The following is a 14,868-nucleotide window of genomic DNA, read 5'->3' as shown; positions in this document are numbered from 1 at the left end:
CCTAATTATGCATGTTTTTTGGTGACTTCTCTCTTGTGACCCACCAACAAAGCAGTGAGCCGAGAGTGACCATAGCCACACCTTGCCAAAAGCTTTGGCTTAAAGCGACACCGAGCAATATGGATGAAAATAGAGCAGAAAAAATTGGGGTGAAGTAAGAGAGTGTCGCGAGAAATACCATGTTCCCACCCACGATGGCAATATTCCACAACCCGTATCCGCCGGCCATAAGAAAGGCCGCTGAGGCAAGATAGCTAAGGCCTTGCCAAGAAAAGCTGATTGCGGGCTCATCACTGGCCGCATACTTCATCCATAGCGATAGCGCCGTCGCAATAAAAAACACCGTAATGGCATTGTGTTTTGATTGCTGTCTTTTGGTTAGGTTGCAATAGCAGGCCCAAATAATGGCGCCGTTAAAGGCCATTAGGTAGACCAATGGGTTAGTAGCGATATTGGCACTAAGCTGCTTAAGCGATAAACCATTATCACCACTGACGGTCCAAGCCACGCCAATAAAGGCGAGAGTAATGGCGGGATAAAGTAGCCAGTTTGGTTTTTTGTTGCTCCCTAGAACCGCAAATAATACCGTTAAAGCAGGCCATAGATAGTTGACGATGGAAACTTCGATTGCTTGGGCTCGAGAGTTTGAATAACCCAGTGACAGTGCTAGGAATATTTCATAGCAGACAAAAAGTGCGCCGCCCATCAGTAGATAGCGAGTGGAAAAGTACGATAGTTTTGGAATTCCCACTACGCAGAGCAGAAATAGCGAACTAACAGAGTAAAGTAGTGCACTGCCACCAATTGGGCCGAAGCTTTCCGTGACAAGTCGCGTACTGGCAAGTAAGCAGCTCCAAAATAAAATAGCAAGACAGCCGTAGATAGTGAAACGGATTTGAGATGAAGCCTTCAATGTTAGAGCCTAATAGCGAGTAATCGTTGGATAGCGCATAGAGTAACGTAAAATTTGAGAGGCTCAATATAAATTGCATTCATCAAGACACTATATCCTCTTGGCTGGTGTTTATGGAGTAGCGTCAATAACGAGCTTGAATGAAATATAAGAATCCAGCCGACATCAGGTATGGAATGTCGCTAAACTAAGCTTTTGTCGTTGAGCTAATATATTTAACAGGATAACCGCAACACAATGGGGTGGTTAAACGATTTATAGTGAACGTTTGGTGCTTGTTTGTCACAAGCTGAACGCGGCAACCTTCATAACAGTGAAAAGATAGGCCTAGTATGCAATCAACTCAATTACCTGCAGATTTTCCACATCATCTATTTGAACAAAAGTGTTACATCAACGGTCAGTGGGTAGAGGGCGATGATGGAGATTGTGCGGTATTGAACCCATCGTCAGGGCAACTGATTGGTCATGTTCCTAATTTGGGTGAAAAGTACGCCAAGCAGTGTATTGACGGAGCCCAGCAGGCGTTTAGCCAATGGAAACTGACCACGGCTGATCAGCGAGCGCTCTTATTACGCCATTGGTATGACTTGATTATCAAACACAGCAATGAATTGGCGATGATTTTAACCCTTGAGCAAGGCAAACCTTACACAGAGGCTCAAGGAGAGATCGCTTACGCGGCCAGCTTTGTGCTTTGGTATAGCGAAGAAGCTCGCCGTGCTTATGGTGAAGTGATCCCAAGTCATCGCAGTGATGGAAAAATCATTGTAACCAAAGAACCGATTGGTGTGGTCGCGGCGATTACACCATGGAATTTTCCAGCCGCAATGATCACACGTAAATGCGCGCCCGCATTTGCCGCGGGGTGCTCGGTTGTGTTGAAGCCTGCACCAGAAACGCCATTTACGGCGTTGGCATTGGCGAAGCTTGCCGAGGAAGCTGGATTCCCAGTTGGACTGTTGAATGTCATTACCGGTGATGCAATCGCGATTGGCTCGGTATTAACCAGCGATAAGCGTGTACGTAAGGTATCGTTTACTGGATCGACTCACGTCGGTAAAATTTTGATGAATCAATCGGCCACGACGATCAAAAAGATGGCGCTTGAGCTTGGTGGTAATGCGCCATTCATCGTATTCGACGATGCTGATCTTGATGCGGCCGTTGACGGTATCATGGTGGCGAAATTCCGCAATGCGGGGCAAACTTGTGTGTGTGCTAACCGCATTTTTGTGCAAGATTCTGTCTATGATCAGTTGGCAGCAAAACTGGTCGAAAGAGTACAAACATTGAAAGTCGGAGATGGTTTTGGTGAAAACGTCTCTATTGGTCCGTTGATAAACGCAGCAGCCGTGGAGAAGGTTAAGCGCCATGTCGACAATGCGATCGGGTTAGGTGCAAAATTGCTTTGTGGTCAGTTGCCTGCAGACGATTCTTTGTTGGTTGAACCTTTTGTTTTAAGCGATGTGTCTGATGCAATGTTGGTCGCGAGCGAAGAAACATTTGGCCCACTCGCTCCACTGTTTCGCTTTACCGATGAGGCTGAAGTCATAGAGCGTGCTAATCAAACGGAATCAGGTCTTGCCGCTTACGTATATACACAATCATTAGGTCGTTCATGGCGAGTCTCTGATGCGCTAGAGGTTGGAATGGTTGGGATTAATGAAGGATTGATCTCAACAGCCGCCGCCCCTTTTGGTGGAGTTAAAGAGTCGGGCTTGGGTCGAGAAGGTTCTCGCCATGGCATGGAAGAGTTTTTGGAAATGAAGTACCGCTTAATGGGCGGGCTCCATCAATGATATACCCAGCTTATTTGCAACAGGGATGATTTGTTGTTTATTTATTCGTCAAATTGGTGAAATTGTTAGCTGTGCACGAGTAAAATAAAACACCATTACCTACTATGGCTAGGTGAGGCATCGTTGATGCAATGATCTTTTAGGTTTCAAGCATTGAATTGCTCGAATACAACAATACGTTTCGCCATATTCAGTGCTTGTGCTTATTCGTAAGTAAAACATAAATACTGACCAATGGAATTGCGATTAAGCAGCATTACAAGGAGATGGACATGAAACATTTGGCAATGGCGGTTGTCGTCAAACAAGGGAAAGTCTTGGTGCAAAAACGCTACCGCGTTGAAAAAGGTATGGTGTTGGAATTTCCAGGCGGAGAAGTTGGGGAAGAGGAAAGTGGCACTAATGCTGCAGCGCGAGAACTTGCCGAAGAAACCGGATTGTCGGATCTCAAGCATGCCGGCACTTACACCAAGGTCAATGATTATGGTGGTCGTATCTACTTCGTGGTTTTTCGTGCTAATCCAAATGATGAGCCTCAAGTTATCGAGCCGGCTCGTCAACAACAATTTATGTGGTTTGAACCGACCAAAATCCCGTTGGATGATTTCTATCAAGCCGATGTTGAGTTTATCACGTCACAGCTCAAGCAATATGCATTGTCGCCAACGTTAGTCTAAATGTGATTATTGCTTCGTGGGTCAGTGTTTTTGAGAGGCCTTGAAAAGAAAAAAGCCAATCACAATAGGTGTGATTGGCTAAATTTAGTGTGAACAAATTAGGTTCACTAACAACGTCAGTTGGCTAGGTGACCCTCGGCTTAAAAAGGGTCACTTCTAATAATGCATGATGCGTGCCACTTTTTAATGTGCCTTTTTGTTCATATGCTCGCGTTTTTCCATCAATTACCATGGTTATTTTTGCATATTGCAAATGCATTTTGCTAATTAACCAAAAATGCTATTGATAATCCAGATATTAACTGGTCTTTCATCGAACTAAATTGAGTAGAAAAAATACAATTGGGACTTCATACGGATAATGATGCCACGTATCGCATCGAGAAAGTTAAGAAAACCGATTGGTTTCTCTGCACTGACCCACGCTAATCCAACAGAGCCGACAGGAATATCATAATCTTGCGGTTCTTCAATTTTCAATCGAACAAAGTGATGCTTGTTTTGCAGATTATTACCTGTCGTTGCACGAACCGATTGATCCAGCCCGAGTAGATTACTTTGTGCTTCACCAGTTGCTTCAACGATACCTTCAACATGCGCTGAAAAGATTTTTCCTGGGTAAACAGAGGAGGAATACTCCGCTGCTTGGCCTGGTTTAATGTTACGAATGGCTTGATGATTAACACGCATGAGTACGTATTTTTCGTTCGTGTACATTTGTAGACGGGGCACCATCGAGACTCGCTGACCTTCGCGTAAAATGAAGTTAGTGACAAATCCATCCGTCGGAGCGTGCACTTTGGTGCTATCTAAATCCCATTTGGCTTTCGCGACATTCTGTTGTGCAGAGTGCCAATCAGCAGTGCGGCTTTCAATCGATAACTCACTTTTGACGATGGCGACTTGTGCTTTTTCTAGTTCGACCTGTTTGGTCAATATTTGTGACTTAATGGTTTCAATATAATGACCCGCTTTGATTACCGCAGTGTTTTGCTTATCGATATCACTCTCGGTAATGGTGTTCTGCACAACGCTATTTTGTTTCTGGTAACGAGTGAGAGTCTTTTTTTGCAGTTGGTAATCTGCTCTAGCTGTTGCCAGCTGGGCTTCACTGGTGTGTAGATCTTGTTTAATCGACTGATAGCTTGCTTGCGCTGTTTTAACGTCTTGCTTGGCCACGTTGAGTGCTATTTGGGCTGCTTGTTCTGCGACTTGCGCTTGGCTGTAGGCGATTTGGTATTGGGTATCATCAATTTCATAGATCAATTGTCCTTTTTCAATGGTTTGATTAGGTTGAATATAAATTTGAGTGACTTTGCCTTTGACATTCGGAGAGTCAGGACGCAATTGGATGTGTGGTGACTGCACTAGCGAACCTCCGGAAAGGTCCATCGGTGCGTAGTTAATCAGTCCAACCCAAACGAACATCAGCCACCCACCACCACCTAAATAAGCAAAAGATTTGGTGTAGGTGTTCCAAGGCATACCGATAAAACGCAATAAATAGATGAAAAGAGCCCAGACCGCTAAACCTTCTAGCATGTTTTATCCTCATTATTGGTTGTATGTGATGGTGCATGACGCCATGTATCGCGCAAATTGATGATCGCTTTTTCCATATCGACAAATGCTAAAATGACCGCAACGACCCATACCCAATGCCAAATAAACCCAATCCACGTGAGTGCAGTTATTAAGCCAATTTGATGATGTTCTTTACTGTGAGCTTTGCTTATTGGGAGTTCATGAAAGCGCCAAAAACCATAAGCGGCGGCGGCAACGGTGCCGACAAGTACAATGGTAGCGACAACATGCAATGCAGTATCAGCGCCGGAGCCAACAAATGGCACACTTAATAAACTCATTTTTTACCTCTCTGTTATTTCTCAGAAAGGATTGTGATCTATATTTGATTAATTCCTTAAAATATGACAGATTCAATCAATTATGGTTGGTTATTGACTAAATCTGAGATGAATAAAGTAAGATTCATACGCGCACTCGGCTTGAAAAGTGTGCATAATCAAGTGCGACGACGTTATGGGCTAGAGCCTAATGCTCTGGCAATTCCAGAATCGGCGCTCAATAACCCAATGACACTGATCCCAATATCTGAAGTTAATTTATGGTATCAAACGTTAGAAAAAGTAACGGGTAACGTCGATATCGTACTCGAAGTGGCGAGTGATATTAAGCCTGATGAGCTGGGGGCGGTTTCTCGTTGGCTTCTATCAGGGATCGATCTTGCTTCCGCTATTCGTCGTTTAAATTACGGCATCGGAAGTCTGCAATCAGGGGCTTTCCTTTCCGGTACGCAAAGCGGCCACATTATTAAATGGGTTTATCAAAATCCGTTTATCGATCCTCATAACAAAGTTCATGATGGTATGCGAGCTGCGATATTTATGACTAAATTAATTCGTCATTATGTTGGAGAGCAGTTTTCGCCAATGCGAATCATGATGCCAGGCATACGACAAAATGACGCTAAATATAAGCAATATTTTGGCTGTGATATTGGTTGGAATCACTCAAAAACAGAAGTGTGGTTTCATTCCGATCTGCGTATGGCGACGCAATCGATGCGCCCATACCGTAGCAATCAATCGTTAGCGATGAATTTTACCGACCTCGATGAATTTCTAAACATGCCAGAACCGGATGATGAGATAAAGGTTATCTATGAGGTGATTAATTATAGCTGCCATTACGGTTTTCCAACCGTAGAGAAGGTATCAAAATTAGTTGGTTTGTCATCACAGCAGTTCCAACGACGCTTGCATGCACTGGGAATGAACTTTACCAATGTGATGGGCTATGTGATGAGTAACATTGCGGTTGATATGATGGTGAAAGGTGCGACAGTTGATGAGGTTGCCGCACGCCTTGGATACCTAAATGTCGCAAGCTTTAATCGTATGTTCAAAAAGCAGCGAGCATTAACCCCTAAGCAGTTTATTCAGCGTTTACAAGAGCTAAACTAAACATTACTTATTACTTATAGGCTCGGGTTGGGATATTTCGTTGGGATTGATTTTGTACATCAATAGCGCAAATAAGCCAACCGCATACAACATTGACCAACCTAATAACGCGAGCATGATAGCACAGATAATTAGGGCAATTATCGCCAGTAATCGCGCGAACCCTTGCAGCAGTTTTACCGCGGCGAGCATAGCCATGAGATAGACCAAAATAAATACACCATTGGCGAGCTTAACAAAAAATTCTAAGTCTAATTGGGTGAGCTCGCCAACGATGCATGAGAGCAGTAATACACCTCCGACCGTGAACGTTGCATTAGCCGGTACGCCTTTAGTAGACAGATTGGCAAGACGACTACTTGGTGTGTACTCTCGCGCTTGCGCCCAAACCATACGAGCAAGACTTTGCGTGTATAAGTTGATGCTGGCAAAGCACGCGACAAAACCTAATGCACTGATCCACGGTTTGAGTGTGTCATTAAACAGCAGTTGTGCAAGGTAGGGAATTGACCCCGTATCAAACTCGGTACTGCCGTAGGCATGGTATTTTATAACGACCACCGAGCAAGCCCAATAAGCGGCTCCGGCGATGCCACAGCCGACCAAGATAGCGATTGGAAAATCACGCTGAGGGTTTTTAAATTCTTCTCCCATATGAGCAAACGCTTCAATCCCAACAAAACACCAAAACATCACCGCTAGCGCACTACCAATCATTGGCCAGTCTGACGGCGAGATTGTCGGCATAACAAGATCTTGTGGGGAAATACTGCCAAACCACCATAATGCGGCGACAAGCATAAAAATACCCAGAGCAATGAGAGTTTGTAGTTGGCCTGAAGACTTTGTGCCGGACAAATTGACGATGACGAGTAAGAAAACGGTGAAGGTTTGAGCCAAAAGGGGGCTATTGAGTTGTGTGGGTAACAATGGTTGTAGAAAACCTGCGGCTAGTGCAATCGCCGCTGGGACACCGACCGGAATAACACTCAGAAACAACCAAGCAATGCTTTTTTCTAGGCGGCGATTAAACGCCTGACGGACGAAAAATGCAGTGCCTCCTGCGCTGGGATATCGCTTACCTAATTGAGCAAAGGTGAGGGCGATGGGGCAGATACCAACCAGTAAGAGTAGCCACGACCACAGTGATAGTGGGCCTGCGATCCCCGCAGCAAGTGCTGGCACCATAAAAAGACCTGTGCCAAGTAATGTGGTTGATAACTGCCCTATGCCGGAGATAAGGGTTATTTCCTTTTTCAATTGTGCCATCACTTGCTCATTGACTCCGTGTTGTGGGCAAAGCAGAAACAGATAACCTTGGGATAGAAAGGTTATTTGAAGATGATGAAATAGCTTACTCGGTATTACCACTAAGATCACTGCGCAAACTGTTCGTCTTTGGTGTCACTTTGACGTATTTTTCGATAAAAAAAGCCACAATGACCGTTAGATTACACAGAAAGATCGGATATTATCATTTTAATTCAACACGGATTAGTTGGGCTATTACTAGGAATCATATGGATCAGTTTGACGAAAAAATTCTTACCCTGCTGAAATCGAACGCACGTTCACCCATTAGTGAACTGGCGAGACAAGTGAACCTTTCGCGTTCGGCGGTGACGGCGAGAATCCAAAAGCTCGAAAAGGACGGCATGATATTGGGTTACCATGCCAATATTAAAAAAGTGGATAATCAGCCGAAGATTAAAGCCTATTTGGCTTTGAAGTTTGACACCTCTAGTTCGACCAAACACTGTGAGTCTTACGCGGCGCAGTTTTATCAGATTGATGGGATCAAATGGAGCCACGCGATCAGTGGGGAGACGGATATGATGCTTTATGTTGAAACTGAAACGATGGAAAGTCTTAACAATATTCGCAATCAACTGCACGCCATTCCTGAATTACGTCATTTGACGACTCACACTGTATTAACCGAGTTCTTCAATACTTTACGCCATGATTAATCATATTAACTTAAACCTGCTGCGCTCATTGCAAGTCCTACTTGAAGAGTGTCATGTTAGTCGAGCTGCGCAGCGACTTAATATCACTCAATCGGCAGTCAGTCGACAACTCGCTCAATTACGCACCTTATGTGATGATCCTCTATTGGTCAGAAATGGTAATGTATTGGTTGCGACGCCAAGAGCTCAAGTATTATTGAGTCGCGTTAATTCACTATTAACGCAGGCGGATGAATTGTTTAGTGACATACCGTTTGTACCTGATATTTGGCAGCAAGAGTTTGTGTTTTCCTCAAGTGATTATGTGGCGCAGTTTATCGTCCCTGAAGTGGTTTCCTTGCTTAGCCAGCAAGCCCCGCTTGTCGATTTGACTTATCGACTATGGCAGCCTGATTACCTGACACAAATACAATCGACGGGCATTGATCTCGCGTCGACGATGCTAGCACAACCACCGGAACAGCTTTCAAGTATCCTGATCGGTCAGGACAACTCAGTTTGCCTAATGCGCGAGCATCACCCTTTAATGGCAAAATCGCTTTGGTGCAGTGATGATATTGTTGGCTTTCCCCATCTAAAGGTTACTGGGGGAGGAGATAAAGATAGCCACGCCGATTTCGCTTTATCTGCATTGGGGCTCAAACGTCGTATCGCCGTAAAAGTGCCTTTTTTCTCCGCGGCGGTTAATGCACTACAAAGCAGCGATCTATTGATGATTGTGCCAGAGCACATTGCGATCAATTTGGCTAAGCAAGCTCCATTGTCTTACCGTTCTTTACCTTTTGAAACGACAGCTCATCTTTATTGGCTAATGTGGCATCCTAAGTTTGATCAGGATAAAGCCCATACGTGGATGCGTAATAATGTATTGCAAGTGATGCAACATTCGCCGTTTTCAATAGGTATGATCTGAAATCATGTGGAATATGAAAAAGTTTGATTTCATTGCATGATGAATTGGGCGTAGTGTAAACGTACTTTAAACTTATCTAAGAAAATTCGATGACATTAACAATCTGGCTTTCGCTTTTTACTGTCTGCCTATTAGGAGCCATGTCACCTGGGCCAAGTTTAGCGATGGTCGCAAAGCATAGCCTTGCAGGGGGGCGCAGTAACGGCCTTGCCACCGCATGGGCGCATGCGTTTGGTATTGGTATTTATGCGTTCATCACCTTAATTGGTTTGGCGGTCGTATTGCAGCAATCCCCACTGCTGTTCAAAACTATTAGCTATGCGGGAGCGGCTTATTTAGCCTATTTAGGCGTCAATGCGCTTCGTTCTAAAGGCGGTGTTGCCGCCAAACTGCAGTCGGGTGAGCAAACAAGCTTATGGCAATCTGCGAAAGAAGGTTTCTTGATTTCTATCTTAAGCCCTAAGATTTCGCTTTTCTTCATTGCTCTATTTAGCCAATTTATCTCAGTTGGTAGTGATTTCAGCAGCAAAGCCGTGATTGTGATTACCCCTCTTGTGGTGGATGGTTTGTGGTACACCCTAGTGACGTGTTTGCTTTCTAGCTCTCGCTTTATTGATAAAATAAGGACTAAGGCACAGTTGATCGATCGTCTTTCTGGCATCATCCTGCTTTTGTTAGCCGTGCGAGTGGTCTTTACCCTTAACTAAATACACTTTACCTCGCGATAAGGATTAAGCACAAAATTAGGCCTATTATGATTAGACTTGCGGTTATAGGTACCAATTGGATTACCAAACAATTTATCGAAGCAGCACTATTTACTAAGAAGTACCAGTTAAGCGCAGTTTATTCCCGTTCTATGGATTCGGCGCGCTTTTTCGCACAACAATTTCAAGCCGCAGACATTGCCCCGTTACTGTTTGATGATTTGTCTGCTCTTGCTGCGAGTTCCGCAGTTGATGCGGTCTATATCGCCAGCCCTAACTCGTTTCATGCCGAGCAAGCGATTCAATTATTGCATTCGGGCAAGCATGTGATTTGTGAAAAGCCGTTAGCGGCGAACTATGCACTGGCACAACGTATGTTTGAGACTGCTGAACAGAACCAAGTTGTCTTGTGTGAAGCGTTTATGTCTCCTCACACGCCAAACTTTAAAACATTAGAAGCCGAGTTACCTCGCATAGGTCGATTAACCAAGGCGTTTATTAGTTATTGCCAATACTCGTCACGTTATCCGAAATATCTAGCCGGTGAGAATCCCAATACCTTTAATCCCGCTTTCGCAAATGGCTCGATGGTTGATATTGGATTTTATTGTCTTGCTTCGGCGGTCACGCTATTTGGTGAACCGCGGCAAGTGAGTGCTCAAGCGCAACTGCTACCTTCCGGAGTGGATGGCAGCGGTAGTGTTATTTTGGCTTATGACGGGTTTGAAGTGGTGCTACAGCATTCGAAAACCAGTGACTCGCTATTGCCGAGCGAATTCCAAGGCGAAGATGGCGTGTTGCATATGTCAATGATATCGATTGGCAAACAAATCACCAAAACGCTTCGTGGCCAAGCAACAGAAGACCTTTCTGTAGAGCAACATAGTAACCCGATGATCTATGAAGCGCTCGATTTTGCTGAGAAGATCGTCAATAATCACATCGACCCAGAGGCGAAACAACGCTCGCTGGTGGTTGCTAAGTTATTAACGGAAATTCGTCGCCAAACCGGGGTGGTTTTTCCCCAAGATTGATGAGAGATAGAAATGCAAGCTGAAGTAAAGTGGGTTGAAGATTTTAAGTTCCTAGGTCAATCGCAGTCAGGCCACTCGGTCGTCATGGATGGTAATGGTGGTGCGACAGCGCCGAGCCCAATGGAAATGGTATTGATGGCTGCTGGTGGCTGTAGTTCAGTCGATGTTGTTGATGGTTTAAAAGAAGCAGGCCAAAAGGTGACGGCATGCACTGCAAAATTAACAACAGAACGTTGTGAAACGGCACCGCGTATATTTACACAGGTTAATATACATTTCGAAATTTCAGGCGATAACATAGACCCTCAGGTTGCCGCTAAAGTTGCCGCCGACTCACTAGAGAAATATTGCTCGGTTTGCCTGATGCTAGGTAAAGGGGTTGAAATGAGCCATAGCTGGGAAATTATCTAACTCATTTCTTTTACCGATTATCATTGAGTCGAGTATTACGCTCGGCTCTTTATCTTGTTTAGTGATTTGACTAAAGCATGACTGGCTAATTGGTTAGGGCAATGAGTTGTCGCTCGACTCACGGCAAAATTTCTATTGGGGTACCTTGTTTTACCAGTCGTAGTAATTCATCCATTTCTTCATTGGTTAGCGCAATGCAACCATCTGTCCAATCAAAGCTCTGCACAAATGCACTCGAACGGGCCTCACCATTCTTTTGACCGTGAATTTTAATGTCACCGCCGGGATTAACACTCAGGCTATTGGCGATAGCCATATCGTTTAGATTTGGGTAGTCGATGTGTATTGAGCGGTAAAACTGCGAGTTTTCCATCACATGACCAAGACTATAGTTGCCTTCAGGTGTACGTTGGTCGCCTTCTTCTTTTTTATGACCGATTGGCTGTTTTCCGAGTGCGATACGAAATTCGCGGATAACTTCGCCATCTTTGAATAGGTATAAGCGACGTTTTGATTTATCAACGCTGACTTTATCGACACTGACATTATCGGTAGCGACTTGATTGGCCGTCAATTCATTTGCAGGCGCATCAATGATGAGCGTAAGTTGTGCTAGTGATGGCGTTGAAGCAACGAAAGCGAGTAAGAGAATCCATCGTTTCATTGAAAAGCATAATTCCAGTTGAGGTCAATACATGGAGTTTAGCCGTTATAGGTTCACTGTCTACAATATCTTGGTCGAAGGATGGCTGAAAGAGTGGTTTTTATCGCTGTCCTTTTCTAAGCATTAAGAATGAAATAGCGGCTTAATGTTCCCGCACGAGTTTTAGACGATGCATGAAACTAATGTAAAAAATGGACAGAAGATCAAAAAAATGCAATTAGAATCATGTATATGATATTTATACGCAACTAAGTGCGAGGTAGTTAACACGACGTCTCGAATTCTATTTGCTCATCGTGAGGTCAGTGATAATTTTGTAATGCGAAATTACCATTCAAGCGAAAGAAAGGATCTCAATGTTTGCGCGCGCATTGCTAAAAAACATCATGTCAGCAAGAAATCATCGCTTTCTTGCGCATTCACTCTTTCAGTACATTGATGAACTGCTCGAACCGCAGTCTGCTAGTATTGTTTCTGAACCCCATTCGAGCGAGCAACCTCTGAGTTTATACGAGCAAGGTGATCCCACTACTCTTAATAACTATCCTGATACTTTTTGGTCTTGGGTCGCTCAATTTGATACCTCTGATGGTCTTATTCCTTTAGCGATGGCAACCTGCCAGTGGGAAGGAAATAGTATCATCAATCATGATAGCTACATTTTCATGATCGACAATTTTTCAGAAGCGCGCACCTATCTGATTTTGGAAAATGTCGAAGCAGATAAAATGCAGCAAGCCAGTCTGGAAAACTCACTTGATTTATTACAAGTCATTGCCTCTCGTTGGCAATGTGTCCGTGCCGAATTAGAAGCTGCGAGTGAATACAAACAGCGGGACATTAAAGAAGCTAAGTATCTTGATGTTATCCAGCAGCGCGAAAAATTCATTGAAGATATGAAGTTAGTACAGCGCATTTCGGTTGAGATATCTAACCCAGAAACCATTGATGATTTGCACCGTATTGCGGTTGAGGCGATTCGCGAACAATTAGGTTTTGACCGTGCGGCATTTATGCTACTTGATATTAAGAAGCGCTGTTTTAGTGGTACTTTTGGTACGGATGAGAATGGAAAAACAGTTGAATTGCAACACACTCAATATGATCTTCATCAGCTAGAAGAAGCTTATATCAATGCACTCTTTGAAGGGCAAGATGGGTTAGTTGTGCTTGAAGATGCCCCTCTTTACAACGATGGTGCAGTGATTGGTCAAGGTTGGAACGGTATGCTGATCTTGCGCGATGGCGATGACATCATCGGCTGGGTTGCTCTTGATAACTACATTAATCGTTCGCCTATTACCTCTTATCAAAAACAGATGTTGGAGTCATTTGGCTCGCTGTTAGCGCAGATCTACATTCGCAAGCGTCAGGAACAGAATGTGAGAATGTTGCACGCCAGTATGGTTGAGCTTTCACGTTGCGTGACGGTGCGTGATGTTTGTAAATCTGCGGTAACATTTGGTATTAATCGTTTAGGCATCGATCGCCTAGCGGTCTTCTTGACCGATGAGAATTGTTCTTACATGCAAGGTACTTGGGGAACTGACATCCAAGGCAACGTGGTCGATGAATCTTATTACCGATCTGAATTAGTTGATCGTTCTATCGTGAACAACGCGCGATCGAATCCGAATGAAGTGGTGTTTGAAGAGTCGGTGCCGATTTATCATGATTATCACATCGTTGGTTTCGGCTGGACGGCAATGACGATGTTAACCAGTAGCAGCGGTGAGCCGGTAGCTTTTATCGCCGCCGATAACTTGATCCGACGTATTCCTTTGACCCATCAGCAACGTGAAATGATACGGATGTTTGCCTCTAACCTGACTGAAGTATTGTCACGAACTCGCGCTCAAGAAGCGGTGCATGTGCTCAATGAAACATTGGAGCAAGAGGTTAAAGAGCGGACGAAAGAACTACAAAAAGCCAATGAGCAACTTGAACTGATGGCGAAGATGGATCCTCTTACTCGCCTTGGTAATCGTCGTATGCTCGAATCATTGCTAGAGGATATCTGTGTTGATGATAAAGGCCGTGGCGCAACTTATGGCCTAATTCTAGTGGATATTGATCATTTCGGTTTGTACAACAATTATTATGGTCATATGCAGGGTGATATCGCACTGATGCGCGTTGGTAGTATTTTGCAGTATCACGCCCAACTCTCTAATGAAGTATTTTGTCGCATTGGTGGCGAAGAGTTTGCATTATTAGTCGTTAATCAGAATGAGCAGCAGGTTGTTGCACTGGCAGAACGAATTCGTTCCAGCATAGAAGAAGAGGCTATACCTCATGCTGATAACGAGGGACGCAGCGTGTTAACAGTCTCTGTTGGTTACACCGTCACAAACGTGGCGGGTGATGAGTTTAACTTTGATGCACTCTATGGGCAGGCTGACCAAGCGCTTTATCAAGCCAAAGGCAGTGGACGTAACATCATTCGCGGTTACAAAATGCCATTAGAAGCCGTTGAATAATAAAAAAGCAGCCGTATGGCTGCTTTTTTATGGAATGATTGAAAAGATATCGCTTGGTGCAAATCCATTCTGTTTCAGTACGGCGATCGCTTCATCTCTATTTTCAGCAGAAACTAATAATTCCGCTATTTTGTCGCCATCAAAATAGAGAATTCGATATTGCTGGCTTAAATGCTCTTTTTTTACTGCAGACATACTACCCCTCATTGAATTACCGCCTAATACTAATCCCCTATAGTGTAGATGGATACTGCGATAAGCGGCAAAACTATACTGGTCTGAAAGATGATGCAATAATCAATCTGTTGCAGAG

General features: G+C 44.1%; 15 protein-coding genes. 9 read left to right on the top strand and 6 right to left on the bottom strand.

The features are described from left to right. Nucleotide 1: 1 nt before the first annotated feature. Nucleotides 2-913: an aromatic amino acid DMT transporter YddG gene (gene yddG, locus RJD38_RS20955; protein WP_367971561.1), complete on the bottom strand. Its 912-nt coding sequence runs from the start codon at nt 911-913 to the stop codon at nt 2-4. Nucleotides 914-1,245: 332 nt separating this feature from the next. Here yddG and RJD38_RS20950 point away from each other — a divergent pair, with 332 nt between their 5' ends. Together RJD38_RS20950 and RJD38_RS20945 are read left to right on the top strand one after the other, a co-directional pair. Next, entirely contained in the window at nt 1,246-2,715 is a 1,470-nt protein-coding gene (locus tag RJD38_RS20950) for an NAD-dependent succinate-semialdehyde dehydrogenase (RefSeq protein WP_367971560.1), read from the top strand. 272 nt (nt 2,716-2,987) lie between these two features. Continuing rightward, entirely contained in the window at nt 2,988-3,392 is a 405-nt protein-coding gene (locus RJD38_RS20945; protein ID WP_367971559.1) for an NUDIX hydrolase, read from the top strand. Nucleotides 3,393-3,710: 318 nt separating this feature from the next. Here RJD38_RS20945 and RJD38_RS20940 read toward each other — a convergent pair whose 3' ends face one another. Beyond that, complete coding sequence (locus RJD38_RS20940; protein ID WP_367971558.1) at nt 3,711-4,934, bottom strand: HlyD family secretion protein; 1,224 nt, start codon at nt 4,932-4,934, stop codon at nt 3,711-3,713. Then, nucleotides 4,928-5,257: a hypothetical protein gene (locus RJD38_RS20935; RefSeq protein WP_009386505.1), complete on the bottom strand. Its 330-nt coding sequence runs from the start codon at nt 5,255-5,257 to the stop codon at nt 4,928-4,930. Before RJD38_RS20935 ends, RJD38_RS20940 begins: the two co-directional genes overlap by 7 nt. 108 nt (nt 5,258-5,365) lie before the next feature. Here RJD38_RS20935 and RJD38_RS20930 point away from each other — a divergent pair, with 108 nt between their 5' ends. After that, entirely contained in the window at nt 5,366-6,376 is a 1,011-nt protein-coding gene (locus tag RJD38_RS20930; protein WP_367971557.1) for an AraC family transcriptional regulator, read from the top strand. 3 nt (nt 6,377-6,379) lie between these two features. On the opposite strand, the gene yjeH is transcribed toward RJD38_RS20930, so the two are convergent. After that, nucleotides 6,380-7,645, bottom strand: a complete 1,266-nt coding sequence (gene yjeH / locus RJD38_RS20925; RefSeq protein ID WP_367971678.1) for an L-methionine/branched-chain amino acid transporter — start codon at nt 7,643-7,645, stop codon at nt 6,380-6,382. Between the two features lie 251 nt (nt 7,646-7,896). On the opposite strand from yjeH, the gene RJD38_RS20920 reads away from it, so the two are divergent. The 5 genes from RJD38_RS20920 (at nt 7,897) to RJD38_RS20900 (ending at nt 11,411) form a co-directional block, all read left to right on the top strand. Then, nucleotides 7,897-8,346 carry an Lrp/AsnC family transcriptional regulator gene (locus tag RJD38_RS20920; protein WP_065431897.1) on the top strand — a complete coding sequence of 150 codons (450 nt, stop codon included), beginning with the start codon at nt 7,897-7,899 and terminating at the stop codon, nt 8,344-8,346. After that, on the top strand, nt 8,339-9,259 hold the full coding sequence (locus RJD38_RS20915) for a LysR family transcriptional regulator (protein WP_367971556.1): 921 nt from the start codon (nt 8,339-8,341) through the stop codon (nt 9,257-9,259). Before RJD38_RS20920 ends, RJD38_RS20915 begins: the two co-directional genes overlap by 8 nt. Before the next feature lie 89 nt (nt 9,260-9,348). Next, nucleotides 9,349-9,966, top strand: a complete 618-nt coding sequence (locus RJD38_RS20910; RefSeq protein ID WP_367971555.1) for a LysE family translocator — start codon at nt 9,349-9,351, stop codon at nt 9,964-9,966. 47 nt (nt 9,967-10,013) lie between these two features. Beyond that, nucleotides 10,014-11,000 carry a Gfo/Idh/MocA family protein gene (locus RJD38_RS20905; protein WP_367971554.1) on the top strand — a complete coding sequence of 329 codons (987 nt, stop codon included), beginning with the start codon at nt 10,014-10,016 and terminating at the stop codon, nt 10,998-11,000. Nucleotides 11,001-11,012: 12 nt separating this feature from the next. Beyond that, nucleotides 11,013-11,411 (top strand): OsmC family protein, encoded by a 399-nt coding sequence (locus RJD38_RS20900; protein WP_367971553.1) that lies wholly within the window; start codon nt 11,013-11,015, stop codon nt 11,409-11,411. Between the two features lie 118 nt (nt 11,412-11,529). Here the strand turns inward: RJD38_RS20900 and RJD38_RS20895 are convergent, their stop codons facing one another. Next, nucleotides 11,530-12,075 (bottom strand): L,D-transpeptidase family protein, encoded by a 546-nt coding sequence (locus RJD38_RS20895; RefSeq protein ID WP_367971552.1) that lies wholly within the window; start codon nt 12,073-12,075, stop codon nt 11,530-11,532. Nucleotides 12,076-12,431: 356 nt separating this feature from the next. Between RJD38_RS20895 and RJD38_RS20890 the strand changes: the two genes are divergently transcribed. Next, the gene (locus RJD38_RS20890) at nt 12,432-14,555 is read left to right on the top strand and encodes a GGDEF domain-containing protein (RefSeq protein ID WP_367971551.1); all 2,124 of its coding nucleotides are present in this window, start codon (nt 12,432-12,434) and stop codon (nt 14,553-14,555) included. 27 nt (nt 14,556-14,582) lie between these two features. On the opposite strand, the gene RJD38_RS20885 is transcribed toward RJD38_RS20890, so the two are convergent. After that, nucleotides 14,583-14,750 (bottom strand): hypothetical protein, encoded by a 168-nt coding sequence (locus RJD38_RS20885; protein ID WP_367971550.1) that lies wholly within the window; start codon nt 14,748-14,750, stop codon nt 14,583-14,585. Between the last annotated feature and the right edge of the window lie 118 nt (nt 14,751-14,868).

The organism is Vibrio scophthalmi (assembly GCF_040869025.1).
Taxonomy (GTDB): domain Bacteria; phylum Pseudomonadota; class Gammaproteobacteria; order Enterobacterales; family Vibrionaceae; genus Vibrio; species Vibrio scophthalmi.
This window is presented reverse-complemented; position numbering and strand designations above follow the sequence as displayed.